This is a genomic window from Promicromonospora aerolata, assembly GCF_042682255.1.
Lineage (GTDB): Bacteria > Actinomycetota > Actinomycetes > Actinomycetales > Cellulomonadaceae > Promicromonospora > Promicromonospora aerolata.
Map to the genome: position 1 here is coordinate 4,811,981 of NZ_JBHUHF010000001.1, position 24,642 is coordinate 4,836,622.

Annotated in this window: 19 protein-coding genes; 12 read left to right on the forward strand and 7 right to left on the reverse strand. The window is 73.5% G+C overall.

What is annotated here, in order from left to right:
* Positions 1 to 31 precede the first annotated feature (31 nt).
* From ACFSL2_RS21495 to ACFSL2_RS21505, 3 genes are all read right to left on the reverse strand, one after another.
* Positions 32 to 1,075 (reverse strand): LCP family protein, encoded by a 1,044-nt coding sequence (locus ACFSL2_RS21495; protein WP_377199790.1) that lies wholly within the window; start codon positions 1,073 to 1,075, stop codon positions 32 to 34.
* A 521-nt stretch (positions 1,076 to 1,596) separates the two neighbouring features.
* Entirely contained in the window at positions 1,597 to 2,934 is a 1,338-nt protein-coding gene (locus ACFSL2_RS21500; RefSeq protein ID WP_377199791.1) for an LCP family protein, read from the reverse strand.
* Between the two features lie 150 nt (positions 2,935 to 3,084).
* The gene (locus ACFSL2_RS21505) at positions 3,085 to 3,822 is read right to left on the reverse strand and encodes a TIGR03089 family protein (protein WP_377199792.1); all 738 of its coding nucleotides are present in this window, start codon (positions 3,820 to 3,822) and stop codon (positions 3,085 to 3,087) included.
* A 906-nt stretch (positions 3,823 to 4,728) separates the two neighbouring features.
* On the opposite strand from ACFSL2_RS21505, the gene ACFSL2_RS21510 reads away from it, so the two are divergent.
* The 3 genes from ACFSL2_RS21510 (at position 4,729) to ACFSL2_RS21520 (ending at position 10,161) form a co-directional block, all read left to right on the forward strand.
* Complete coding sequence (locus tag ACFSL2_RS21510; protein WP_377200870.1) at positions 4,729 to 5,070, forward strand: WhiB family transcriptional regulator; 342 nt, start codon at positions 4,729 to 4,731, stop codon at positions 5,068 to 5,070.
* Between the two features lie 112 nt (positions 5,071 to 5,182).
* Positions 5,183 to 8,560: a glycosyltransferase family 2 protein gene (locus ACFSL2_RS21515; RefSeq protein WP_377199793.1), complete on the forward strand. Its 3,378-nt coding sequence runs from the start codon at positions 5,183 to 5,185 to the stop codon at positions 8,558 to 8,560.
* Entirely contained in the window at positions 8,557 to 10,161 is a 1,605-nt protein-coding gene (locus ACFSL2_RS21520; RefSeq protein WP_377199794.1) for a DUF5719 family protein, read from the forward strand. Before ACFSL2_RS21515 ends, ACFSL2_RS21520 begins: the two co-directional genes overlap by 4 nt.
* A 22-nt stretch (positions 10,162 to 10,183) precedes the next feature.
* Here ACFSL2_RS21520 and ACFSL2_RS21525 read toward each other — a convergent pair whose 3' ends face one another.
* Complete coding sequence (locus ACFSL2_RS21525; protein ID WP_377199795.1) at positions 10,184 to 10,834, reverse strand: metallopeptidase family protein; 651 nt, start codon at positions 10,832 to 10,834, stop codon at positions 10,184 to 10,186.
* A 102-nt stretch (positions 10,835 to 10,936) separates the two neighbouring features.
* On the opposite strand from ACFSL2_RS21525, the gene ACFSL2_RS21530 reads away from it, so the two are divergent.
* Positions 10,937 to 12,601, forward strand: coding sequence for a DUF2142 domain-containing protein (locus tag ACFSL2_RS21530; protein ID WP_377199796.1), 1,665 nt, complete (start codon positions 10,937 to 10,939; stop codon positions 12,599 to 12,601).
* A 1,312-nt stretch (positions 12,602 to 13,913) separates the two neighbouring features.
* Here ACFSL2_RS21530 and ACFSL2_RS21535 read toward each other — a convergent pair.
* Positions 13,914 to 15,545, reverse strand: coding sequence for a glycosyltransferase family 39 protein (locus tag ACFSL2_RS21535; protein ID WP_377199797.1), 1,632 nt, complete (start codon positions 15,543 to 15,545; stop codon positions 13,914 to 13,916).
* A 192-nt stretch (positions 15,546 to 15,737) separates the two neighbouring features.
* Between ACFSL2_RS21535 and ACFSL2_RS21540 the strand changes: the two genes are divergently transcribed.
* The 4 genes from ACFSL2_RS21540 to ACFSL2_RS21555 are packed head-to-tail and all read left to right on the forward strand — an operon-like array spanning position 15,738 to position 19,345.
* Positions 15,738 to 16,787: a glycosyltransferase family 2 protein gene (locus ACFSL2_RS21540; protein ID WP_377199798.1), complete on the forward strand. Its 1,050-nt coding sequence runs from the start codon at positions 15,738 to 15,740 to the stop codon at positions 16,785 to 16,787.
* Positions 16,787 to 17,932 carry a glycosyltransferase gene (locus ACFSL2_RS21545; RefSeq protein WP_377199799.1) on the forward strand — a complete coding sequence of 382 codons (1,146 nt, stop codon included), beginning with the start codon at positions 16,787 to 16,789 and terminating at the stop codon, positions 17,930 to 17,932. The genes ACFSL2_RS21540 and ACFSL2_RS21545 overlap by 1 nt, the downstream gene beginning before the upstream one ends.
* Positions 17,929 to 18,930 carry a lysylphosphatidylglycerol synthase domain-containing protein gene (locus tag ACFSL2_RS21550; RefSeq protein ID WP_377199800.1) on the forward strand — a complete coding sequence of 334 codons (1,002 nt, stop codon included), beginning with the start codon at positions 17,929 to 17,931 and terminating at the stop codon, positions 18,928 to 18,930. Before ACFSL2_RS21545 ends, ACFSL2_RS21550 begins: the two co-directional genes overlap by 4 nt.
* 52 nt (positions 18,931 to 18,982) lie before the next feature.
* Entirely contained in the window at positions 18,983 to 19,345 is a 363-nt protein-coding gene (locus ACFSL2_RS21555; RefSeq protein WP_377199801.1) for a DUF3499 domain-containing protein, read from the forward strand.
* A gap of 69 nt (positions 19,346 to 19,414) precedes the next feature.
* Here ACFSL2_RS21555 and manA read toward each other — a convergent pair whose 3' ends face one another.
* Positions 19,415 to 20,653, reverse strand: coding sequence for a mannose-6-phosphate isomerase, class I (gene manA / locus ACFSL2_RS21560; RefSeq protein WP_377199802.1), 1,239 nt, complete (start codon positions 20,651 to 20,653; stop codon positions 19,415 to 19,417).
* 128 nt (positions 20,654 to 20,781) lie between these two features.
* Between manA and ACFSL2_RS21565 the strand changes: the two genes are divergently transcribed.
* From ACFSL2_RS21565 to ACFSL2_RS21575, 3 genes are all read left to right on the forward strand, one after another.
* Complete coding sequence (locus tag ACFSL2_RS21565; RefSeq protein ID WP_377199803.1) at positions 20,782 to 21,237, forward strand: hypothetical protein; 456 nt, start codon at positions 20,782 to 20,784, stop codon at positions 21,235 to 21,237.
* Positions 21,238 to 21,344: 107 nt separating this feature from the next.
* Entirely contained in the window at positions 21,345 to 22,823 is a 1,479-nt protein-coding gene (locus ACFSL2_RS21570; protein ID WP_377199804.1) for a phosphomannomutase/phosphoglucomutase, read from the forward strand.
* Complete coding sequence (locus ACFSL2_RS21575) at positions 22,820 to 23,020, forward strand: Trm112 family protein (protein ID WP_377199805.1); 201 nt, start codon at positions 22,820 to 22,822, stop codon at positions 23,018 to 23,020. The genes ACFSL2_RS21570 and ACFSL2_RS21575 overlap by 4 nt, the downstream gene beginning before the upstream one ends.
* 27 nt (positions 23,021 to 23,047) lie before the next feature.
* Here ACFSL2_RS21575 and ACFSL2_RS21580 read toward each other — a convergent pair whose 3' ends face one another.
* Positions 23,048 to 24,316 carry a SpoIID/LytB domain-containing protein gene (locus tag ACFSL2_RS21580; RefSeq protein ID WP_377199806.1) on the reverse strand — a complete coding sequence of 423 codons (1,269 nt, stop codon included), beginning with the start codon at positions 24,314 to 24,316 and terminating at the stop codon, positions 23,048 to 23,050.
* Between the two features lie 168 nt (positions 24,317 to 24,484).
* Between ACFSL2_RS21580 and ACFSL2_RS21585 the strand changes: the two genes are divergently transcribed.
* Positions 24,485 to 24,613, forward strand: a complete 129-nt coding sequence (locus tag ACFSL2_RS21585; protein ID WP_377199807.1) for a hypothetical protein — start codon at positions 24,485 to 24,487, stop codon at positions 24,611 to 24,613.
* Positions 24,614 to 24,642 lie beyond the last annotated feature (29 nt).

The window sequence follows — 24,642 nt, forward strand, 5'->3', positions numbered from 1 at the left end:
GTTCGGTCCCTTGCCATCACCGGCGGCCGGGTCAGCCCGGCATGCCGCCGACCTTCTGGCCGGCCTCGTAGTCGCCGTCGCGGACCTTGGCCCAGAACTCGCCCACCTGGTTCTCGTCGAGCAGCACCGCCGAGGCGCCTGAGGGGGTGCGGTAGCCGATGGTGGCGATCGGCGGGGTGCCGGTCACACCGTCGTCGCCGTTCGCGGAACGGAACGCGAGCCCCAGCATGGCGAGATCGATGATGCCCGAGTCGGTGTCGGTCACGACGGTCGCCAGACCGGCGTCGGCGAGGCCCACCTGGGTGGCCGGGTTGAGCAGGACCCCCGGGTCGGCGACCTTCTTGCCGACGGCGCCGATGAGCTGCTGCTGACGCTCGGTACGGCCGATGTCGCCCGTCGGGTCCGCGTAGCGCATGCGCGAGAACGCGATGGCCGTCTTGCCGTCCGCCACGTGGCAGCCGGCCTTCCACTTGAGCTTCGACTTCACGTCGTGCACGTCGTCGGGGTAGCACAGCCGCACGCCGCCGACTGCGTCCACGACGCCCTCGATGCCACCGAACCCGACCTCCGCGTAGTGGTCGATGGTCAGGCCGCTGAGCTGCTCCACCGTCTGCACCAGCAGCGGCGCACCGCCGTACGAGTACGCGGCGTTGATCTTGTCGCCGCCCACGCCGGGGATCTCCGCGTAGGTGTCCCGCGGGATCGAGATGAGGGCCACCGGCCCCGACCGCGGCTTGTGCAGCAGCATGATCGTGTCGGTGCGGGCGCCGCTCGTCGAGTCGTCGATGCCGCCGCTGCCGCGCGCGTCCGAGCCCGCGAGCAGGTAGGTCGTGCCCGGCGTGCCCGACGCGTCGGACAGCGCCTCGACGTGCTGGATCTTGCCGTTCGCCCAGATCAGGAGTCCGATCGGCCAGGCGAGCACCGCCAGCACCACCAGCACGGCGACCAGGCCGAAGACACGGCCCTTGCGGATGCGGATGTTCCCGCCGCCGCCCCGTCCGCCGGAGGCCAGCGCACGCGGCGGGGTGCCGCCGCCCCGTCCGCCACCGGCAGGGGGGCGAGGGGCAGTGCGCACGGGGCTCGGGCGTACCGGACCCGCGCTCGCCCGGACCGGACGGCCCGGGGGGATGGCCTGCGGCGGCTGGCCACCGGCCGGCGGTGCCGCGCGCGGCGGGATGGACCGCGGCGCATGCCCGCCGGACTCGGAGCGCGCTGGCATCCCCGACCTGCGTGGTGGGACGGGTGGGGGATTGTTGCGCTGGCCGGACACCGGTACCTCCCGAGAAGACTGTCTACGTATGCGTGGTTCGCTGCGGGCCCCGTCGGAGCCTTCCGGCCGTCCGATGCGATGAGCTCCGCCGACGCCGGGAACCCCGACACCGGGGGTCTCCGCGTTCGTGAGCCCGCCCTGCTCCTTGCGCGCCGCGCCCGGCAGGACGCGCGGACGCTCGCCCGTGTCACCCACCGGGATCGCGTCGTCGGCACCCGGACGCCCGCTGCCGCCCTGCGGCGTGAAGCTGGGTGGTATCCGGACGCGCGTCACGTCGTCGTCGGCCCCTGGGGCCGAGCGGTTCGACGTTCTGGGATCTGACATGGCTAGCCGCAGACCTTGGTGGTGTCGGCGCCGGTGAAAGCCTCTTCACCGGCCTGCTTGATCTCGGTCGAGTCCGGCGTGGGCTCGGTGGCGCCGCCGGTACCGGCTTCGGTGCCAGTCTCCGCCTCGCGCTCGGTCCCAGCATCCGCGCCGGCCTCCGTGCTCGCGCCGTCCGTCGGGGTGGAGGCCTCGGCGTCGGGTCCCTCGGCGTCGGCTGACGGGGCGTCCGGGTCGAACCCGACGGGGCGGTCGTGCTTGACGTTGTCCCACAGCTGTACGGCCTCGTCGGTCCAGAGGACGTTGGCCGTCCTGACCGGGTCGTACTCGTTGGGGACAGTCATGAAGGTGATCGTGTCAGGCCGTACGTTGCGCATGGAGTAAGCCAACCCGGCGAGTCCGTCGATCCTGGCCAGCTCCTTGTTCATGGTCAGCGAGCCGGTCACCGCATTGAGGAACTTGAGAGTTTTGGAGGGGTTGGTCAGCACCTCCTGGCTCAGTACCTTGCGGGCGAGCGATGCCATGACCTCCTGCTGCCGGCCGATGCGGCCGAGGTCGGAACCGTCGCCCAGGCCGTCACCCTTGCGGGCCCGGGCGTAGTCCAGCGCCTTGACGCCCCGGAGCGTGTGCGTGCCCGCTTCGAGCGACAGGTGGTTCGCGTCCTCGGAGTAGATCGGCTCCTCGACACAGACGTCGACGCCGTCCACTGCGTCGATCATCGAGGAGAACCCGGCGAAGTCGACGACCACGAAGCCGTTCATGTAGACGCCGGTGAGCTTCTCGACCGTCTTGACCGTGCAGAGCGCGCCCGACGCGACGTCACCGCCGTACTGCACGCCCTGCGAGAACGCGGCGTTGAACTTGGTGTCGTACCGCTCCGGCGTGGTGGCCCCGTTCTGCGTCCGGCAGCTCGGGATGTCCACGGTCGAGTCGCGGGGGATGGAGATCATCTCCACGCGGGAGCGGTCGCCCGAGATGTGCATGACGATCGTGGTGTCCGAGCGGGCACCCATCTCGCCGCCACCGGCCAGGTCCGCGTTCTCCCCGCCGCGCGAGTCGCTGCCCATGATCACGATGTTGAGCGGGGTGCCGGCGTTCGGATCCTCCGGCAGCACCTCTTCCGGACGGTCCGTGCCGAGAGCCGTCATCTCTGCCGTCTCGATGTTCCCCGTCAGCCGGGTCAGGGCCGTGGCACCCCCCGCGATCGCGAGCGAGAGCACCGCGACGAGCACCATCCCGATCGTGCGGGAGGTGCCACCACCCAGTGCGTCCAGCGTCCGGGCATGGGACGGCCCCTTGGCGGAGGTCGTCGCACCGGGGGCGCTGAAGTCGGGGAACGTCACGGCCACCGATCCTAGAGGCAGGCCGTTGCGCGGCGGCGCACCCCCCGAGGTCGGACCGTAGAGGGTTCGTGGAGAAGCCCGAAGACCCTGTTCGCCCCCGGGCAAACAGCCCGTGTCCGGGCATTCCGACACCCGGCTGCGGCCCGGACGTCAGCGCTGCGCCTGCTCGGTGCTCAGCAACCGCGTCAGGCGCGCATCGTCCAGGTCCAGCTCGGCGGCGGTCGCCGGCGAGGTGAGCACGGCCGAGCCTCCGCCCGCCCAGATCCCGAGCAGGTCACGCAGCACGTCCGCGACGGCTCCGCGCCCGTCCACCAGCACGCGGGCGCCGGGGCCGGGGTCCGGCACCAGGCTCGCGTGCCCGACGGCGCCCGCGGCGGTCACCAGCGCGTCACGCTGCGGTTCCACCTCGGGCACCCAGCCGATGGCGTCGCCGTAGGTCATCACCGCGGACGCCGCGTCGATGGCTCCCGCGGGCAGCTCGCCGTCGTACCGGCGGGCGAGCGCGGGAAGCGACACCACGACGAGGTCGGCCGGGCTGCCCGCCCAACGGTCCGGGCTGTCGGTGACGACCACCTCCGGCGGCACCGCGTCGGCATCGGGCACGGCGACCGTCGCGCCCGCTCGCCAGGCGGCAAGCGCCCACACCGCGGTGCGCCAGTGCACGGGCAGGTCGACGACCACGTGCGTCCCCGGCCCCGTGTCGAACTCCTCGACGAGCAGGTTGACGGTCTTGCTCGCCCAGTTGGCGAGGACGGCACCCGAGAGCTCGACCCGTTCGCCGTCGTCGCCGTACCAGGTGAGACGTGGGCGGCCGCCGTCGGCGGCGAGGCGGGCGAGGAGGGCGGCGATATCGGGCACGGGGCCGCCGCTGCGGGGCGCGATCTGCATGCCGCCAGCCTAGGAGTTCGGATGCCCACCCGTTGACCGGCGACTCCGCCGGTCGTCGAACCGCAACGTGCGCGTCTCTGTCGTTGCGGCCGAACCGCAGGTTGTGGGGGTGGGCGTCGCCGAACCGCAGGTTGCGGGGGTGTGGCGGTCGCCGAACCGCAGGTTGCGAGGGTGTGGCGGTCGGGACGTCGCCGAACCGCAACGTGGCGGTGTCTGGCTGCGTCGAACCGCAAGGTGGCCGTGTCGGGCTGTGCCGAACCGCAAGATGAACGTCCTTGGCGGCGCCGAAACGCAGGCTCCGTGTCCATCGGGGCCTCGGTCGACCATCTCCATGCGGTTGGGCGCCGGTGATGGTGGTCAACGTGCGGTTCGGCGCCGGTGGGCCGGTGGGAGGACCAGCAAGGTGCGGTTCGGCGTCACCGGAGTCGCTGGAGCACCAGGAAGGTGCGGTTCGGCGCCGATGGATCCGTCGGAGCACCAGGAAGGTGCGGTTCGGCGACACCGGATCCGTCGCAGGACCAGCAGCGTGCGGTTCGGCGGCCAGACCCGGCGCACCCACCCCCGGCACACCCACCCCCGGCACACCAACCCCACCCCTCCGCACCGACCCCGGCGTGGCGACTCTCCGTCGCTCCGGCCTGTGAAAACCCGGGGTCCCGAGTGAGACGTGCGCCACGACCTGCGGAAGGACTCGTGAATTACCCGTGGAATCCGTGGGCGATAGCACATTTCCGCTTGACGACTCCAGGCGACACGCGTGTAATTCCATGTATGCAGTTTTCGTAGCGCATACGCAACGGGGCCAGGAGACTGCAGGTCTGGCCAGGCCGGTTGACCAGCAGGTTGATCGGCAACGGGTCGTCCGGCAAGGCCCCGGAGCACGGACACGGCATGGAGGGGCACGTCATGTGGAACATTCTGGAATCGGACGTGGAGTTCCCGACTGACGCGGAAAACGCGGTGGCGCCGGTGGCACCGGTCCTGCCGCTTTTCGGCGAGCTGTACGAGCTGACGGAGCCGGACGAGTCGCTGCTCGGTTGGCAGGAGCGCGCCTTGTGCGCGCAGACCGACCCGGAGGCTTTCTTCCCGGAGAAGGGCGGGTCCACACGTGAGGCCAAGAAGGTCTGTTCCGGCTGTGAGGTCCGGGCCGAGTGCCTGGACTACGCACTGGAGAACGACGAGCGGTTCGGTATCTGGGGCGGTCTCTCGGAGCGCGAGCGGCGCAAGCTGAAGCGTCGCGCGGTCTGATCCGGAGGCGAAGGACCGCAGGTTCGGGCAGCGGACGAGTCTGAGCGTCTGGTCGTCCGACCGGCGCGTCTGCGGCGTGTCGGCGCAGACGCGCCGCATGATGTGAAGCGAGATGAGCGCTCCACGTACCGACAGCTTGTCGGCTCCCAGCCCAGACCGGGGTTCCCACGAGGCCGCGGTCGGGCCCGTGTGGGCCAAGGTGCCTGCCCAGTCCGCCACTCCTGCGCCGATGGCCGTCACCGTGACCGCCGTCGTGGTGACGCGTGGCAGCAGCCCCTACCTCCCCGCGACGCTCGCGGCGCTGCGGAAACAGTCCCGCACCCCGGACGACGTGGTCGTGGTCGACGTCGACACCGCACCCGCGACCTCGGGCCACCAGGACCTGCAGCTCGGCGGCGCGCGCTACGTGGCCGCCGCCGGCGCCCGCACCTTCGGTGAGGCGATCACCGCCGCGCTCGCCGCGACCGGCACCCCGGAGCACGGCTGGCTCTGGTTCCTGCACGACGACTCGGCGCCGGCTCCCGGGGCGCTGGCGGCCCTGACCCGTGCGGTGGAGCACTCGAACGCGGTGGCCGTGGCCGGCTGCAAGCAGCGCCGCTGGGAGACGGGCGCGGACGGCGAGCCGCTCGACCCGGAGCTGGGCGACCGGGGCGTCCTCGTCGAGGTCGGCCACACCGTGTCGCCGCTCGGCCGGCGCATGACCGGCATCGACGAGACGGAGATCGACCAGGGCCAGCACGACTCGCGCGAGGACGTCCTCGCCGTCGGCCTCGCCGGGGCGCTCGTGCGCGCGTCGGTCTGGGGCGAGGTCGGCGGTACCGACCCGGCCTACGGCCAGCTCGGCGACTCGACGGACTTCTGCCTGCGCGTGCGCCTCGCCGGTCACCGGGTGGTCGTGGTGCCCGACGCCGTGGTGCGGCACGCCCAGGTCGCCCTGCACGCTCCCGGCTCGTCCGGCGCCCGCCGCCGCAGCCAGCTCTACCTGCGGCTGACGTCGGTCGCGCCGTGGATCCTGCCGTTCGCCCTGCTCGCGATGGTCGTGTGGGCGCCGTTCGCCGCGGGCTACCGGCTGGCCATGAAGCAGCCCGACCGGGCCCGCGACGAGCTGCTCGCACCGCTGTGGGCGGTGTTCCGCCTGGGGTCCCTGCTGCGGGCGCGGCGTCGCGCGGCCCGCACGTCGACCGTGCCGCGCAGCGTGCTGCGGCCGCTGCTCGGCACCTGGAGCGAGGTGGCCGCCGAGCGGCGCGACAGGCGGCTCGCTCGCGGCGAGGCCCTCCGGGTCGACGCCACACCGTCCGACCTCGAACAGGCTGAGCTGCACACGCTCGCCGTCCGGCGTCGAGCGGCGCTCGGCGTGGTCGTGGTCGCCGCCGTCGGCTTGGCGGCAGCACTGTTCGGTCCGGGGCTGGGCGCCCTCGCCTCGGGCGGACGGCTGGTCGGCGGGGCACTGCTCCCGGCGGGTGGTACGACGGCGACGACCTGGTCCGCCGCGACGTCCGGCTGGGTGCGCGACGGACTCGGCACCGCGGCCCCGGCCGACCCCCTGCTGTTCGTCCTGACGGGCCTGTCGGCCCTGGTGGGCGGCTCCCTGCAGCATGCGGTGGACGCGGTGCTCCTGCTCGCGCTGCCCGTCGCCGCCGTCGGGGCGTGGGCCGCGGCGGGCACCGTGACCCGATCGGTGTGGTTGCGCACGCTCGCGGCGTTCGCGTGGACCGTCGCGCCCGCGTTCCTCGGGGCGCTGGACGGCGGCCTGCTCGGCGGCGTGCTCGCGCACGCACTGCTGCCCTGGACCGCAGTCGCGCTCGTCCGTGCCGTGGGTGCTCAGGCGGTCGACCGGCTCGGCCCGCCCGACGGCGCCGCCGAGGAGTCTGCCGGTGCCGCCACGCGCGCCTCCCGGACGAGTGCCGGTTCGCTGGGCGCGGCCGGTGCGGGCGGTCTGCTGCTCGCGTGCGTGGTGGCCGGCGCCCCCGCGCTGCTGCCCGGCGCGGTCCTCGTGCTCTTCGGAGCCATGCTCGTGGCGCCGCGCCGGCGCGGCTACCTCGTGCTCGCGCTCGGGCCCGCCCTCGTGGTCGGCGCCCCGTTGTGGTGGACGGCGCTGCGGGACGGTGACCGCGGTCTCCTGACGGCGGAGGCGCTGGCCGGGTCGGGCATTCCCGCGCCGGGTAAGCCGTCGGGCCTGGAGCTGCTGCTCGGACTGCCCTCGGCCCCGGCTCCCTGGTTCGACGTGCCGGACGACGGCCCCGTGCCGGCCGCCGTCCGGGGCATCCTGACGGCCGGCCCGTGGGTCCTGGGCGCTCTGGTGCTCGCGCTGGCCGTGGTCGGTCTCGGCGCGGCGCTGGTGGGCCTCGGCCGCAGGCGGCAGGCGGCCTCCGCGGACCAGGTCGCCGCGACGTCGTGGGTGGGCTGGCTGGTCGCGGCAGCGGGTCTCGCCGTGGCGGTGCTCGCCCAGGACGACGGCCGCTGGACCGGGTCCGGGCTGTCACTGTTCCTCCTCGGTCTGGGCGCCGCGGCCCTCATGGGCGGGCAGACGCTGGCCGGCCAGGGGACGGCGCTCCACGGCTTCCTCGGCGCGACGCGCCGGGTGGCGGTCGTCGGGCTGGTCGTGCTCGCCGTCCTGTTTCCCGCCGTGCAGGCGGCCGCGTGGCTGACCGGCTCCGGCAGCGTTGCGGACGCCGGACGGGCCGGCCAGCTGCACGTGACGACCGACCCGGTGGTTCCCGCCGTCGGGCAGCAGATGCAGGCTCCGCCGCGGCAGGCGCGGGTGCTCGAGGTCGGATTCGCGGGGGACGCGGACGGCACGGTCCAGTACGCGCTCCTGCGGGCCGACGGCTCGCAGCTCGCCGACGCCTCGGCAGTGGCCAGGACGGCGTCGCGCGACGGCCGGACCGACGGCGACGACCCGGCGAGCACGCTGGACGCGGCCGTCGCCGCGTTGGTCTCCGGCGCGACCGACGGGGTGCCGGAGCAGCTGGCGGGTCTGGGCATCGGGGCCGTGCAGGTCCGGTCCGGCGGTGGAGCGGGCACCGGGGTGGGCGCCGCTACCTCCGTCGGCGATCTCGCGGCCACGCTCGACATGGTGCCCGGCATGAGCCGGGTCACCGAGGGGCAGGAGGTCTCCGTGTGGCGGGTCGCGCCCGCGGGCGGGCCCGCGCCCGGCTGGGCCCGCATCGACGAGGGCGGGGCCACGCGCGAGATGCTGCCGTCGGCGGGCACGGCCGTCCGCGCGGAGGTCTCGGCGGGCGGCGCGGACCGCACCGTCGTGCTGGCGGAGGCGGCGGGTTCGGGCTGGCGCGCGACCGTGGACGGACGTCGGCTGGAGCCGGTGGACCACGCGGCCGGGCTGCAGGCCTTCGCGCTCGGGCCCGACGCCGGGCAGCTCGTGGTCCGCTACGAGGCGCCCCACCGCACGGCATGGCTGGTGCTCACGACGTTCACGCTGGTGGTCTTCGCCCTGCTGGCTCTGCCGGTAGGACGCAGGAGGGTTCGATGAAGCGCACGAAGCTGGAGGTCCCGGCGGCCGCACGCCGGGCGGCGGCCGCGGTCGGCGGCCTGCTCTGCGCGATGGCGGTCGCCGCGCTCGCCGTCACCGACAACGTCGGACGGGCCCCGGCCCCGCCGGCGGACGACGTGCGCGCCGTCCCCGTGGCCGCCGCCGAGACGGGGCTGGTGTGCCCCGCGCCCGCCGAGCTGCACCAGCCGGACGTCGGCGACGACGAGTTCAGCGCAGCCCCGGTCGAGACCACCACGTGGCTGACCGCTGCGGTGCTGGACCCCGCCCGGGGCGAGGAACCGGTACTCACCGCCCTCGACGGTGCACGGTCGGCGGACCTCACCGGTCCGCTGGAGCCGGGCGACGTCGCCGCCGTCCGGCAGGGCGAGCCGTCCGGGGCCCGCATGGTGCGCGTCACGCCGGGCGGCGCGACCTACGCGGCGGCGACGGTGGCCTCCGTGACCACGGAGGGCGACCTGCGCGGCATGATCGCCGGGCCGTGCGCGGTGCCGGCCGTCGAGCACTGGCTGGTGGGCGGCAGCACCGCGGTCGGGTCGAGCGGCCGCCTGGTGCTGCAGAATCCGGGCGGCACGCCCGCCACCGTCACGCTGGAGGCATGGGGCGCGTCCGGCCCGGTGGTCCTGGGGAGCCAGTCGCTCGTCGTCGTGCCGCCGGGCGAGCAGGTCGTCACCATGCTCGAGGCCGTCGCGCCCGACCAGAGCCGCCTCGCGCTGCACGTCACCGCCGAGGGCGGCCGGGTGGGCGCCTACGTCCAGCACCATCGGATCGACGGCCTGGTGCCGGCCGGCGCCGACCTCGTCGTGGGTGGCGGCGCACCGGCGCGCGCGACGGCGGTGTCGGGCGTCGTCAGCACCGGCGAGGCCGTGGACGACCCGCACGCGCCGCGGCTCGAGCTCCTGACGCCGGGCGCCATCGCGGGGACCGCGCACCTCTCGGTGCTCGGACCGGACGGTCCGGTCCGGCTGCGTGGCGGCGAGGAGGTGGCGCTCGAACCGGGCCGGCTCACCGCCGTGCCGCTGGGCGGCCTGCCCGCCGGAAGCTACACGGTGGTCGTGGACGCCGACGTCTCGGTCGTCGCCGGCGGTGCCGTGGACCGGGAGGGGACCGCCGCGCGGGACGCGGTGATCGACGACGCCCCGTACGACCGGGCCTGGCTGACCGGGCAGGCGGTGCCCACGGCCGGCGTCGTGGCCGACGGCGCGGTCGCCGTCCCCGACGACGCCACCTACGGAGTGACGCTGAGCGGCCTGCCCGACGAGCGCGACCCCGAGCGGATCGGGGACGTGGACGACAGCACCGAGGTGACGTTGCGCGGCATCGGGCCGGACGGCGACGAGGTCTGGACCCACACCGCCGACGTGCCCACCGGCCAGACCGTCGAGCTGGACACGGCGGAGCTGTCGGATCCCGGCGACACCGTCGCGGTGGTCGCTGAGCAGCCCGCCGAGGAGCCCGGCGTGGTCTGGTCGGTGCGCATGGCGGAGGCCGACGACACGACCCTGTTCTCGGTGCTGGCGCCCACGGCGCCGCTCGCTGCGGGCGGGGACGTACCCGTGCGCAGGGTCGACGCCGTCGGCTGAGCCGGTCGGCGGCCTCCCGGGATCAGGACCGGTCGCCGAAGTTCGGGTCGATCTCCTCCGGCGTGCGCGCCAGCAGGTGCGCCACCTGCTCCACGACGACGTCGCGCACCAGGTCGGCCAGGTCTTCCCGGTCGAAGGCCCGCACCTCGACGGGCCGCCGGTAGACCACCACGCGCCCCGGCCGGCCGGCCTCCGGGGGAAAGAACCGGCCGAGCAGCACGCCGCCGTCCTCCCACGGTGCGGGGTCCGACGGCGGGACGTCCTCGACCGCGAATTCGGTACCACGCAGCTGCGCGGCCCAGACCCGGTCGAGGTCCTCGACGACGTCGAGCACGAGGTCGTCGAACCGCTGTGCGCGCGTACGGTGCGCGGGCGTGCCGGGCGGGAACATGGGGCCGCGCAGACCACGGCCGCGGCGATCCCTGCGCTTGGGACGGACGGGCCCGGCCGAGGCTGCTCCGGGCTGCCCGCCGGTGTCGTCGGGGCGGGTGGCGGCGAGCCGGAGCAGATCGGCCTGGGACGCCTTGGGGATGCCGGACGGGCTACCTGGACCCGGCGAGCTGCCCGGACCCGGCGAGTTGCCGGGGCCGCCGGCGCTGCCGGGGGAGCTGCCGGCCGGGCCGGGGCTGCGGTCCGGCCGCCGGTTCCGGCCACGGTGAGAAAACGGAGGCACCTACCGACGATACGTCCGATCGGCGGTCCGGTTCCGCACCGCCACGAGGACGGATGCCGCCCGGGCAGGTGAGGTCGGTCGGTCTGGCCCTACTCTGTGCGTGTGCGCGACGATCCTGCCGAGACGGCGTACCGCCGAGCCCTCGCCCTGAGCACGGCCCTCGTCACGCTGGTCGGGGTGGTCTGGGCGGTGCTGACCCCGGCGTTCCGGGCTCCTGACGAGCCCCAGCACGTCAACAGCGTGCTGCGTCTCGCGTACGGCGGCGGCTGGCCGCCGGCGGGCGAGGCCCTCGTCGGCCCCGCGGTGGACGAGGCACGCGACCAGGCGGCGCTCGACACCGACGTGCCCGGCAGGCACCTCGACCGGGAGGACGTGCCCGCGTTCGTCACCGTGCTGCCCCTCCGCGATGCGGACCGGGCCCTGGTCACCGGCGAGAACGCCCTCGCGGACCCGGTGCCTCCCGGCACCGACACCCGAGGACTGGACCCTGAGGCGGTGGACCAGATGACACAGCACCCGCCGCTGTACTACGCGGTGGCGGCCGGCGTGCTGCACGTCACGGGGACGGCCGAGGCGCGCTGGGACGTGCAGCTGCTCGTGCTGCGGCTGTTCGACGTCGCGCTGCTCCTGCCGGTGCCGTTGCTGACCGCCGCGGCCGTGCGGCGCCTGACCGGATCGCGTGCGGCGGCACTGGTCGCCGCGTCGTTCGCGCTGTTCGTGCCGCAGGTCGGGCACATCCTGGGCAGCGTCACCAACGACGCGCTGGTCGCGCTCAGCGGGGCGGTCGCCGCCTACCAGTGCGCGCGGGTGCTCACGGGCGATCTCCGGCGCCGCACGGCGGCAGGACTCGGTGTGGTGGTCGGCGTCGGGCTGCTCACCAAGGTCATGGCGGCGTTCGCGCTGCCCATGGTCGCGGCCGCCTACCTGTTGGCGTCCGGACGGCGGGCCGGACGCGCGGTGGGGCTGCTCGTCGCGGGCTCGGTGGCGTTCGCGGTCGGCGGCTGGTGGTGGTTGCGCAACCTGCTGGTGCTGGGGACGGTCCAGCCGGTGGGGATCCCGGACCGGTTCGTCGAGGCGGAGCCGCACGGCCTCTGGTACTTCCTCCGAGTGGTGGTGACGGGGCTGACCCGATCGTTCTTCGGCAACTTCGGCTGGCTGGAGATCCGGCTGCCCGACGCCGTCTTCTGGAGCGCCGCCGTCGTCGTCGGGGCGCTGTGCGGTCTGGCCGTGGTGCGCGGTCCCGCGCGGCGTGCCACGGCGGTGCTCCTGCTGCTGCCGGCGGCGCTCTGGTGCGGCGTCCTGGTGAACGCGTGGCCGGACTACTCCGCGCACGGGTGGATCTCCGCGATCCAGGGCCGGTACCTGTTCGCGGGGCTCCTGGCCCTCGCCGCCGGGACGGCGCTGGGCCTGCACGCCCTGCTCGGGACGCGGCTGCGCCGGGCGGTGCCATGGGTGAGCGGTGCGGCGGCCGCGGCGGCGGCGAGCGGGCTCGCCCACGGGTTCTGGGGTTTCTACCAGGGTCCCGGGGAGTCGGTGGTCGACGCCGCGGCCCGCTGGGCCGGATGGAGCCCCCTGACCGGCTTTCAGCTCGTGCTGGTGGGATCCGTGACGGTGGTCGTGGGGGCCGCCGCCGTGGTGGCCTCCGCCCGGTTCGGGCGGGTCCCGCCCGGCGCCCGGACGGCGCGGAGCGCGAGCGCCGCCGAGCCGACGATGGCGGTCACGGCCAGCACGCAGACGACCGCCGCGGGGACCGACGCCTCGTCGTAGTACCCCGGCTGCGGGGGCGTGGCCAGCTCGACCGAGAGCCAGACCGCCAGGTCGAGCACGGTCACCGCGGTCCAGGCGGGCACGAGCAGCCGTGGCCGTACCGCGAGGCCCGCCGCTATCGCCAGGCACAGGGGCAGGGACACCACCAGCAGGTAGCGCGGGTACACGCCACCGCTGCTGGAGGCGTACGCCACCTGCACGGACACCGACACGAGCAGTGCGACGACCGGCAGGGCGCGCAGGAGCAGCCCGTCCACGGTCCGCTCGACCAGCAGGGTGCGACGTCGGGCCGCCGTCACCAGCGCGACGATCAGCGGCGTCCACACCAGCAGCAGCGCGGTGACCACCAGCGTGGTCACGGTGAGCGGCGTGTTCGGTGGCAGCCGTCCGGCCCACCAGAAGAGGTCGGGCAGGCGGAGCCAGGTCTCCGGGTCGGCCAGCACCGCCCACACGGGCCGCTCCTGCCGGTTCTGGTTCTCCAGCGCCCAGTCGAAGTGCGACCCCGTGACGGTGCCGGTCAGCCGCACGTTGCGCAGGTAGAACCAGCCGCTGGTGGCCAGCACCGCGCCCGGTCCGACCACCGCCAGCGCGATCACGTGGGTCCACCGGCCGCGGCCCTGCGCCGCGCGGACGGTGCCGGCGGCCAGGGCGACCGCCGCGATCACGGCGGCGATGAGCGCGGCCGACAGCCGGGTGAGGGCGCACGTCGCGGCGGCGAGCGACAGCCACGTGATCAGCCGGGGGTCGAGCCCGCGCCGCACGGCGGTCGCCGCCAGCCCGAACAGCACGGTGACCCCGGTGGCGGCCAGCAGGTCGTTGTACGCGGTACCGCCCACGTGCGCGGCGGCGGGCATGGCGCCGGCCAGGAACGCGACGAGCGCGGGCAGCGTGCTGCCCGGCCGGGTCAGACGCCGGGCGCTCCACCAGGCGGCGAGCACGAAGACGCCGCTGAGCAGCACGTTCACCCCGCGCGCCGCGTAGACGGCGGCGACCGGGTGGCCGGCGTCGGCGAACGGGCCCACGAGCGGGGCGATCAGCAGGTAGTACAGCGGTGGGTGCTGGGCGGTCCACTGCACGGGGGCGAGCCAGGCGCCGTCTGGCCGTAGCTCGAGCCCGTCCTCGAAGACGGGGAGCTCGCCGTGCCACACCTGGTAGGCGTAGTCGACGTGCGGTGGCTCGTCGCCGGTCGCGTACGGGGCGTCGGCGAGGGCAACGAGCAGGGCCAGCAGCATCCCCGAGACCACGGCGCCGAGGACGGCGAGCTGCTCGGCCCGTCCGCCGGCCCGGGGGAGGGCCCGGGCCAGTGCGCGCCTCACGTGGTCACCAGGGGGTCCGCGGCCGGCCGGGCGGGGCGGTCCGGCCCTCGGCCTGCGACGGCGGTGCGGGTGAGCGAGACGGCGACGGCGGCGCAGAGCGTCAGGCCCACGACCGTCAGCACCACCAGCACGGCGCTCGGGAACGCGTACCAGTGGCCGACGGTCGCGAGCGCCTGGACGAACGCTCCGGGCCCGCCGTCGTGGGGCATCCAGTACAGGTGCCACACGTCGTGCTGGAAGGCCAGGTGCATGCCGCCCGCGAGCAGCAGCAGAGCGAGTGGCACCGTGCGGCGCCACCGGGGCCGCAGCACCGCCGCGCCGGCGAGCGCGACGACCAGGAGCCCGACGAGACCGGTGTACAGGTACCGGCCCTGCTGCGCGGCACCGAAGTCGTGGAAGGCCGCGAACTGCTCCCACGAGCCGCGGGCGACGATCCCGGCGAGGGCGGGTATCGGGAACAGCAGCACGAGCGCGTCGAGGGGGCGGAGCGTGCGGCGCACGAGGGCGGTGCCGATGCCCGCGAGGATCACGACGAGCGCCACGCGGGCCATCCACCAGGAGACGTCGTGCTCGCGGGCCGCCGCGTGGTCCTGGACGAAGAAGAGCGTGATCATGCGCTCGGTGAACCGGCCGAGCCAGGTGAGGCCGCCGTCGGACCACCCGTGGACCGGGGTGAGGTCCGGCGGGGTGGCGTGGGTGCCGTGCGGCTGCAGCATGCCGTGGACCACCAGGTTGCGGATCCACCAGGCGATGCCGGGAAGGGTGACGGCGGCGGCCACCAGCAGCGACGTCGCGGCGCTGCGCAGGCGGGTGCGGTGGCGGTACCCGGCGGCGGCGTAGGCGAGCAGGATCCACGCGGGCAGCAGCAGCGCGAAGCCCTTGGTCAGCAGTGCGAGCATCGTGACCAGCCCGAGCAGGGCGGCGGTGCGACGGCTGAGGTCGCCGGTGAGCACGCGGGTCACCAGGAGCGTGGCGCACGCGCCGAGGATCACCAGGAGGTTGTCGTTGTTGACGGCGGAGGCCAGGTGCGTCAGCTCGGGGATCGCGAGCGGTGCCAGTGCGGCGGCGACGGGGAGCGGTTCGGGCAGGCGCAGCCGGCGTGCGGTGGCGAACAGCAGCAGCGGCAGCGGCAGCGCGAGCAGCGCGTTCCACCAGCGCAGGAGCAGCCACACCTGGTCCAGGGGTGCGCTCTCCCAGTCGGGGACCAGGCCCACGACGCCGGCGCCGAGCAGGTAGTACAGGGGTGGGTGCTGGACGAGCTGGTTGAACCCCGGCTCGGTCTCGCCGCCGGGCACGTCGACGGTCATCGTGGCAGGGCCACCGGCCTCCAGGTAGGTGGGTCGTTCGCCGCGCGGCGGGACATCCTGGCGGTCGGCGAGGTGCAGGGGCCCGTCGAGGCTGTCGGCCTCGACGAAGCCGCCGGCGGTCACGCCCTGGGTGAGGTGGGTGGTGCCGGGTCCGGGCCACGGCCAGGCCTCGCCCTGCCGTACCTGGAGGATCAGGTCGACGTGCTGGCGCTCGTCGGGTGAACGGACGTTGGGGAAGACGGCGGTCTGACCGAGCAGCACGGCGAGGTGCAGCAGCACGATCAGCCACACGACGACCGGAACCGTGCGGGGGCGGGTCACGCGAGCAGACTAACCACGGCCAGGTGGCTGATCCGGGCAGTGTGATCACGGCCGGATAACAGTCACTCCAGGGCACCTGATGTTCATGCTCTGGTCATGTCCCGTGCTTACGCTCGTGACGCCACTCACTGCTTACCGAAAGCCCGCTACCGAAAGCACGGGGCCATGAAGCTGTTCGTGCAGATTCCCTGCTTGAACGAGGAGGAAACCCTTCCTCTGGTGCTTGCCACAATTCCCCGTGAGATCCCGGGGATCGACGAGATCGAGATCCTGGTCGTCGACGACGGGTCGACCGACGGCACCGTGGAGGTGGCGCGTCGCCTCGGCGTGCGGCACTTCGTCCACCACACCCGGAACATGGGCCTGGCCAGGTCGTTCAGAGACGGTATCGACTACGCGCTCCGGCACGGGGCGGACATCGTGGTGAACACCGACGGTGACAACCAGTACCCGCAGGAACGGATCGGGGACCTGGTGATGCCGGTGGTGCTCGGCGATGCGGACATCGTGATCGCCGACCGGCAGACCGGCACCATCGAGCACTTCTCGCCGCTGAAGAAGGCATTGCAGAAGATAGGCAGCAATGTCGTGAACTTTGCTGCGGGAACCAACCTCCCGGATGCCGCGAGCGGCTTTCGCGCGTATTCTCGCGGCGCCCTGATGCGGCTCAACGTCGTCACGCAGTTCAGCTATTGCATGGAGACGATCATCCAGGCCGGGCACAAGCGGATGCGGATCCGCAGCCTGCCGGTCACCACCAACGCGAAGACCCGCGAGTCGCGGCTCTTCACGAGCATGTGGCAGCACATCGCCAAGTCGGGCCAGGCCATCAGCCGGTCCTACGTGATGTACAAGCCGCACGCCGTCTTCATCACGCTGGGCCTCGTCTTCACGCTCGGCGCCGCGGTCCCGTTCGGCCGGTACGCGGTGCTCCTCGCTACCGGTACGGGCGGTCAGCACCTCCAGTCGATAGTGCTCGGGGCGGCGTCCCTCGTGGGGGCGCTGCTCAGCTTCGCGCTGCTCGTGCTGGCCGACCTCCAGCGTACGAACCGGGTGCTGCTCGAGGAGACGCTCGAGCGGCTCAAGGACGTGCAGTACGGCACGACGACGGCGCCCGCCATGGCCGGCTCGGCGGAGAACCGCCAGCCGTCCGCGGGCAACGAGGCGGGGTCGGTCGACCGGGCGGGACAGCTGGACCGGCAACAGCCGGCCGGGCCGACGGACGTCCCGGCGGCCGTGTAGTGATCGCGTTCGGCACCTACGACGCCGCGCGGCACCCGCGCGTCGCCGTGCTCATCGCCGGGCTGCGTGCCCACGGCATCAAGGTCACCGAGCTGAACCGCCCGCTCGGCCTCTCCACCGCCGAGCGGGTCCGCATGCTCCAGCAGCCGTGGCGGTTGCCCGTCCTCGCCGGCCGCCTGCTGCGCCGCTGGGCGGGCCTGGTGGCCGACGGCGTACGGCAGCGGCGAGCGGAGGGTGCGCCCGGCGCCGTGCTCGTCGGCTACCTGGGGCACTTCGACGTGCTGCTCGCCCGGCTGCTGTACCCGCGCTCGGTGGTGGTGCTGGACCACCTCGTCTTCGCCGGCGACACGGGCGCCGACCGAGGAGCCGCCGGCCTGCGCGTCCGGCTGCTGGCGGGCCTGGACCGGCTGGCCGTCTCGTGCGCCGACGTGGTCGTCACCGACACCGAGGAGCACCGCCGGATGCTCCCCGACCCGGACAGGGGGGTGACCGTGCTGGTCGGTGCCGCGGACGCCTGGCGCGTCGCGCCGTCCCGGGCAGAACCGGTCGCGGAGCTGCCTGCGGTGCCGCCTTCGGGGCCGCTCTTGGGGCCGCCGGAGGCCGCGGGCCTGTCCGTCGTCTTCTTCGGGCTGTACACCCCGCTGCAGGGTGCGCCGGTCATCGCCGAGGCCGTACGGGACGCCGTCGCGGCCGGTGCTTCGCTGCGCGTGACCATGGTCGGCTCCGGCCAGGAGCTGCCCCGGGCACGCGAGATCCTCGCCAGGACACCCGGAGTGACCTGGCGCGACTGGGTGGAACCCGACGAGCTGCCCGGGCTCGTCGCGGGCCACGACGTCTGCCTCGGGATCTTCAGCGACACCCCGAAGGGCGTGCGGGTGGTGCCGAACAAGGTGTACCAGGGGCTCGCGGCGGGCTGCGTGGTCATCACCTCGGACACACCGCCGCAGCGCCGTGCCGTGGGGGAGAACGTCGAGCTGGTCCCCGTAGCCGACCCCGGGGCGCTCGCGGACCGGCTCGTCACGCTCTGCGACCCCGCGGCGCTGGCCACCGCACAGGTGCGCGCCGCGCGCGGACGCGGCCGGATCCGCCCACAGGCGGTCACCGAGCCGTTGGCCGCCGAGCTCCGCCGTCGGGACGTCCGGTGACGGCCGGCCCTGCGACCACGACGGCGCAGACGGCCGGGCGCGCGGCCGTGCGGGTCGCCCTGGCCGCGCTCCGGTCGCCCTGGGTGCGCTGGGGCTTTCTCGCGATCGCCCTGGTGCTGGCCGTCTGGTACGTGCTCGGCAACCGTGCGGCCCTGGCCGGGGCGGCGGCACACCTGACCGCGACCGACGTGCTGCTCGTCGGCCTGCTCGGTGCCCTGTACGTGTGGTGCACCCTGCTGGCCTGGCGGGCGGTCCTCGCGGACCTGGGCTCGCCACTGTCGCTGCGCGGTGCCATTGCGCTCTTCGGTGTCAGCCAGCTCGGGAAGTACGTGCCGGGCGGTGTCTGGAACGTCGTGGCCGCCGCGGAGGTCGGCGTGGGGCACGGTGTGCCGCGCAGCCGGTCGGCCGCGTCGATGCTGGTGGCCGTCGCCGTGTCCGTCGCGTCGGGTGCCGCGGTGGGCGCCGTCGCCCTGCCGTTCGTCTCGGCGGGCGCACTGGGCGCCTGGTCCTGGGTGGTCTGGGTGGCGCCTGCGGTGGTCGTGGTGCTGGCCCCGCCCGTGCTGAACCGGCTGATCGGTCTGGTCGTGCGGGCCACCCGACGCCAGGCACCCGACCAGCCGACGACGTGGCGGGGCCTGGGCCGCGCCGCCGCCTGGTCGGTGGCCGGGTGGCTCGTCGCAGGCCTCCAGCTCTGGGTGCTCTGCACCGGGCTCGGCCTGCCCCCTACCGTGCGCACCTTCGCCCTGGCGACCGGCGGGTGGGCTCTCGCCTGGACCGCCGGGTTCCTCTTCGTCGTCGCCCCGGCCGGCGCCGGCGTCCGGGAGGTGGTCCTCGCCGCGGTCCTCGCCGGGGCGCTGTCCGCCCCCGCCGCCGCACTCGCGGTGCTCGTCAGCCGCGTCGCCCTGACCGTGATCGACCTGGTCCTCGCCGGTGCGGGGCTGCTGCTGGTCCGCGGTGGGCGGCGTCCCGACGCACGGCCCCCGCCGTTCCGACCGTGACCGCCCGGGCGTGTTCGGCGCGTTGTGCCCGGTCAGGGCGTAGTCTCGGCGCGTGAGATCGGTGAGACAGTGTTCGCGCTCGGCCTGTACCAACGCGGCCGTAGCGACGCTCACGTATGTGTACGCGGACTCGACGGCGGTTCTGGGTCCGCTTGCGCACCTGGCTGAGCCCCACAGCTACGACCTGTGTGCGGAGCATGCCGAACGGCTGACCGCGCCGCGCGGGTGGGAGGTCGTCCGCCTCATGCCCGAGTTCGAGGACGCCGGGCCCAGCCCGGACGACCTGTCCGCACTGGCCGACGCCGTGCGCGAGGCCGGCAAGGCCCGCCGCCCCGCGGAGCCGCCGACGGTGACGGAGACGGCCCGCCGAGGCCACCTCAGGGTCCTCCGCGCCGACGACCCCCCGTCGGCCTGACTTCTACCCAGCGATCTGGCCCGAAAACACGAGAGTTTCGGGCCAGATCACTGGGTACAGATCGTTTCGCTACGGGACCCAGGCGCAGACCGCGTGGCCGGCGCCCGAGAGCACCAGGTTGCCCGCGTCGTGGGGCACGAAGACCGACTCGCCCTGGACGAGGCGCTGCGGCCCGTCCTCCGAACGGTCGGCGTCCAGCTTCAACTCCCCGGCCAGGCACAGCAGGATCCGGGGGCCGGTGGCAGGCAACGTGACGTGTTCGGCCGGGTCGACGTCGGCCGTCGTGAGCGCGAACTCCGTGACCGGCACCCGATAGGTGTGCACCTGCCCGCGACTGCCCGCCGTCGTCATCTCGGGGGCGGACGGCTGCTGCGGTGAGAACACCGTGCAGGCGACGAGGTTCTCCTCGTCCACGAGCTTGGTGGTGAGACCGGCGCGCAGCACGTTGTCGGAGCTGGCCATGATCTCGATGCCCAGCCCGGACAGGTAGGCATGCACGACGCCGGCGGGGGTGAAGGCGGCCTCGCCCGGCTCGAGCGAGAACCGGTTGAGCATGAGGGACGCGATGGCGCCGGGGTCGCCCGGGTGCTGCTCGGCGAGGTCGACCACCGTGCGGTCGGCGCGCTCGAACCGCGAGCCGGCCGCCAGGCGGGCACGCACCGAGTCGACGGTGACCTCGATGTCGGCCGCGCAGGCCGCGTCCGACCGCGCGGACAGCAGGTGGTTGAACGCCTCACGCATGCCGTCGTGGCTGCGGTCGCGCAGCAGTGCGGCGCGAACGCCCTCGACGAGGTCGCCCGGCAGCCCCTCCAGCACGTCCAGGATGGTGCGCGGCGTGCGGAAACCCGCCAACCCCTCGAACTGGGACAGTGCGACGACCATCTCGGGCTTGTGCTGGTCGTCCTTGAACGAACGCTTCGGCGACGTGAGCGGCACGCCGGCCTTGTTCTCGCGCGCGAAACCCTCCCGGGCCTGCCGCGGTGAGGGATGCACCTGCAGGGAGAGGGCCTTGCCGGCGGCCAGGACCTTCAGCAGGTAGGGGAGGCGCGGGCCGAACTGCTCCGCCACCCGGTGGCCGAGCGTCTGCACCGGGGCCTCGCGGACCAGGCGGTCGAGCGCGACGTCCTCGCCCTCGATCAGGCTCACCGACGGCGCGCTGGTGTGCGCGCCGAGCCACAGCTCGGCCTGCGGCTCCCCGTCGGGCTCGAGACCGAGCAGGTGGGGCACCGCATCGACCGACCCCCAGTCGTACCGCTGGATCGTGTTGGTCAGCGGCAGGGGCGCGTGAAACTGAGCGACGGCTAGCACCGCGTCAGGATAGCCCGGCGACTGCGACCAAACGGTGAAGGAAGTCCGTTCGTCCGTGCGCGGTGAGGGACAGAGGGCCATCTCGAGGCCTGTGCGACTCTCGCCACGGCAGGCACCACAGGAACCTTGTGTACACGCACCTCAGGCCCCACGCTGTGGACATGAGGCCACTTCACGGAAACTCGGATCTCCTAGATCGAGGTCGGCGGTGGGCCGTCATCGCGCTGGTCGCTGCCACCGGACTCTTGTCAGGGTGTTCGACGCCGATCGAGGCCGATCAGGTCTCCGGTACCTATCGGAGTGCTGAGACGGGCGGTGAGCTCCGGCTCGAGCCCGACGGCACGTTCCTCGCCACCGGCATCTCGGGAGACGAGGCGGTCGGGTCCGGTGGTACCGATACCGCAGATTTCAGCGGTGAGTGGGAGGTCGTCGACTTCGGTTCCGACGATGTCGTCTACCTGTCGATCGATGAAGGGCTCGGGGGCGTCCACGGCTTTCCACTCAATCTGCATGGTCAGGACGCGTTCGAGCTCCGCCCCGACCCTGATGGGCCAGTTTCTCTGGTCCTCGAGCGGGAGGCGTGATCCGTACCGATCGCCCACCGGCCGCCGACGCCTGCCGGCAGTGACTGGTTCGGGACGCTGCAGCGGGGTTGATCGCGTCCGCCCGCGCGGCTCCGTAGGCTGTCCGCGTGGCCATCGACCTGAGTTCCATCGTCAAGGCGTACGACGTACGCGGTGTTGTTCCCGACCAGCTGTCCCCACAGGTGGCGCAGGCCCTGGGGGTCGCGTTCGCACGGGTGGTGGTCCTGCCCGACGCCGACGCCGCCGGACCGGCCGGCTCCGGGCACCCCGGAGTCGTGATCGGCAGGGACATGCGGGAGTCCGGTCCGGACCTGGTGGACGCGTTCGCCGAGGGCCTGACGTCGGCGGGCGTGGACGTGACACTGATCGGGCTGTGCTCCACCGACGGCCTCTACTTCGCCTCGGGGCAGCTCGACGTCCCGGGCGCCATGTTCACCGCCAGCCACAACCCGGCCGAGTACAACGGGATCAAGCTGTGCCGGTCCGGCGCTCGCCCGGTAGGACAGGAGACCGGCCTGGCGGAGATCCGGGAGCTGGCGCAGGAGATCCTCGACGGTGCGTTCCCCGAGCCGGTCGCCGACACCGGGCAGGTGACCGAGCGGGACCTGCTCGGCGAGTACGCCGGATTCCTGCGCTCGCTGGTGGACCTGTCCGGGTCCCGGCCGCTCAAGGTGGTCGTGGACGCGGGCAACGGGATGGCGGGCCTCACGGTCCCCGCCGTCCTCGGCGACGCTGCCGGCCTCGCCGCGCTGCCGTTGCAGCTGGTGCCGCTGTTCTTCGAGCTCGACGGCTCGTTCCCGAACCACGAGGCCAACCCGCTGGAGCCGAGCAACCTGATCGACCTGCAGGCGGCCGTCGTGGCGAACGAGGCGGACCTGGGGCTCGCGTTCGACGGCGACGCCGATCGGTGCTTCGTGGTCGACGAGCGTGGCGGGGCCGTCTCGCCGTCGGCGGTCACCGCCCTGGTCGGGCTCGCCGAGGTGACCAAGGAGCTGGCCGCCGGTCGCACCCCCACGGTGATCCACAACCTCATCACCTCCCGCGCGGTCCCGGACCTGCTGTCCGCGGCCGGAGCGAAGACGGTGCGCACGCGCGTCGGCCACTCGTTCATCAAGGCGCAGATGGCCGAGCACGGCGCGGTGTTCGGCGGTGAGCACAGCGCGCACTACTACTTCCGGGACTTCTGGTTCGCGGACACCGGCATGCTGGCGGCCCTGCACGTCCTGGCGGCGCTGAGCACGCAGGAGCACACGATGTCCGAGCTCGCCGAGATGTTCGAGCCGTATGTCGGCTCGGGGGAGATCAACTCGACGGTGTCCGACGCCGCAACCGCGACCGAGCGGGTGCTCGACGCGTACCGGGTCGCCTACCCGGGGATCGTGGTCGACACCCTCGACGGCGTGACCGTCTCCCACTGGGAGTCCCACCCCCAGTGGTGGTTCAACCTGCGTGCGTCCAACACCGAGCCCCTGCTCCGGCTCAACGTCGAGGCCGCAGACCACGACATCATGGAGAAGGTGCGCGACGACGTCCTGTCGCTCGTGCGTGAGCCGGCCGCTTCGACAGAGGAAGAAGAGACATCGTGAGCACGAACAAGTTCGAGGCGCTGGAGCCCTGGGTGCGCGAGATTCTGCGCTGCCCCGTGACCGGAGCGACCCTGGTGGACGGAGTCGGACCGGGCGGTGAGCCGGAGCTGCACTCGACCGACGCCGAGCGGCCGCTGGCCTACCCCGTGCGCAACGGCATCCCGGTGCTGCTGGAGTCGGACGGCCGGGCGCTCTGAGCCCGTCCCGCTCAGTGCGCGCGTCCCTCAGCGGGTTCGGATGCTCGTGAACCACGCCGCCGGCACGTTGCCCGCGAACGTGGCGGCGCCGACCTTCGCCCGGATCGTGTCGGCCGAGCCGGAGATCCGGGCGGTGCGGCCGCTCGGCGACGTGGCCACCAGCGTCTTGGCCTGCCCGCTCGAGTACCGGTCCGCCACCCTGATCGACGCGACCTGGCCCAGCCCGAACAGTCGCTGCGCCTTGGCCTGCCCGATCCCGCGGGTCCAGCGCGCGTAGCCGTTGCCGGGCGCCGCCTTCGAGTACGGGTCTGCCTCCGACCGCTCGTACGGGATGACCGACGACCACACGTCCTCGGAGTTCGCGGTGCGGCCTCCGCTGGACGAGTAGTAGTGGGCGGCGACCGGGCGGCCTCCGTGGACGAGCACCTTGCCGTTCATCAGCGAGCTCTTCGTGGCGTTGACGGCTCGCACCCAGTGCGCCCCGGCGAATCCGGACGCCACCTGGTTGCCGGAGAAGTACTGGTCGCGCACGTCGTCGACCAGGTGGCAGCGGCAGGTCCGTTTCCAGTCCGCTCGCTTCAGCAGCGCGTACGACCGGCCGACGACCGCCTGCGCCCGGAGCGCCTGCGCGCCACCTGTCGTGCCCCACGACGCCGGCATCTCGGCCAGGCCCCAGAGGTACTCCGAGTTCAGGCGCAGCCGATTGACGATGTTCGGGATGCCCTTCGACGCACTGAGCACCATCCGTCCGTGCTGGTACGTGCCGTGCGCCCCGTCGACCACGGCGGTGCTGCGGGTGCCGTCGGGCCGGAAGTACCGGGTCCCTGCGAGCTGCAGGACCAGCTTGTCGCGTTTGATGACCCGGTCCCCCGAGCGGACCACGATGTCGCCCTTGGACGTCCAGACCCGGAGCTTGCCTGCCGGGCCGGACGCGACGGTCTGCTCGCCGGCGCGCAGCCGCCAGGCGCCGTCGCGCACGGTGATCGTCGTCGCGGTGGTGTCGCCGTAGCCGGAGAACGAGTACGGGTCCGGCCCGTAGATCTGGACGTCGACGAGAGCGGGTGTGCTGCGATTCGCCACCGCGGTGTCCCGGTAGTAGTGGCGCAGGATGCCGCTGGCCGTCGAGCCGCGGCGGGACATCTCGTACGCGCCGTACTGCGGCATCCCGACGCCGTGCCCGTAGCCCGAGCCGGTGATGACGAACCGGTCCGGCAGGTCCGCCGGCGCCGCGGTGGCCGGCGTCGCGACGAGCGTCGCGGCGAGCAGTGCGGCGAGCAGTGCGAATCGGGTGTCCATGTGCGCTCACCCCCTCTGGTCACTGTGCACCACGCGGGCACGGTCGGCACCCCGGGGCGTTCGTGCGGGTGAACTGCGGCGACCTTCGGTGTGATGCCAGGCGGTGAAAGCTACGGTCGACAGCATGAGGTCTTTCGTGCGGCGTGTGTCCACGGGATGTGGACCGAGGTGCGGAACGACGTTTACTGCCACGACCGTGCGTGGTCCACGGTGCACGCGGAGAGCAGGCTCGTGGTCAAGGACGTCGAACGCATCGTCGAGACCCGGGTGAGTGCCGTCGCGTTCGTGCGCTGGTGATCGCAGGCGCCGGTGACCGCACGATGCAG

Excerpts from the sequence above, each read along its gene's own strand:
- ACFSL2_RS21520 (WP_377199794.1), top strand. The coding sequence starts at position 8,557 with ATGAAGCGCACGAAGCTGGAGGTCCCGGCGGCCGCACGCCGGGCGGCG.
- ACFSL2_RS21515 (WP_377199793.1), top strand. The coding sequence starts at position 5,183 with ATGAGCGCTCCACGTACCGACAGCTTGTCGGCTCCCAGCCCAGACCGG.
- ACFSL2_RS21510 (WP_377200870.1), top strand. The coding sequence starts at position 4,729 with ATGTGGAACATTCTGGAATCGGACGTGGAGTTCCCGACTGACGCGGAA.
- ACFSL2_RS21505 (WP_377199792.1), bottom strand. The coding sequence starts at position 3,822 with ATGCAGATCGCGCCCCGCAGCGGCGGCCCCGTGCCCGATATCGCCGCC.
- ACFSL2_RS21580 (WP_377199806.1), bottom strand. The coding sequence starts at position 24,316 with ATGGACACCCGATTCGCACTGCTCGCCGCACTGCTCGCCGCGACGCTC.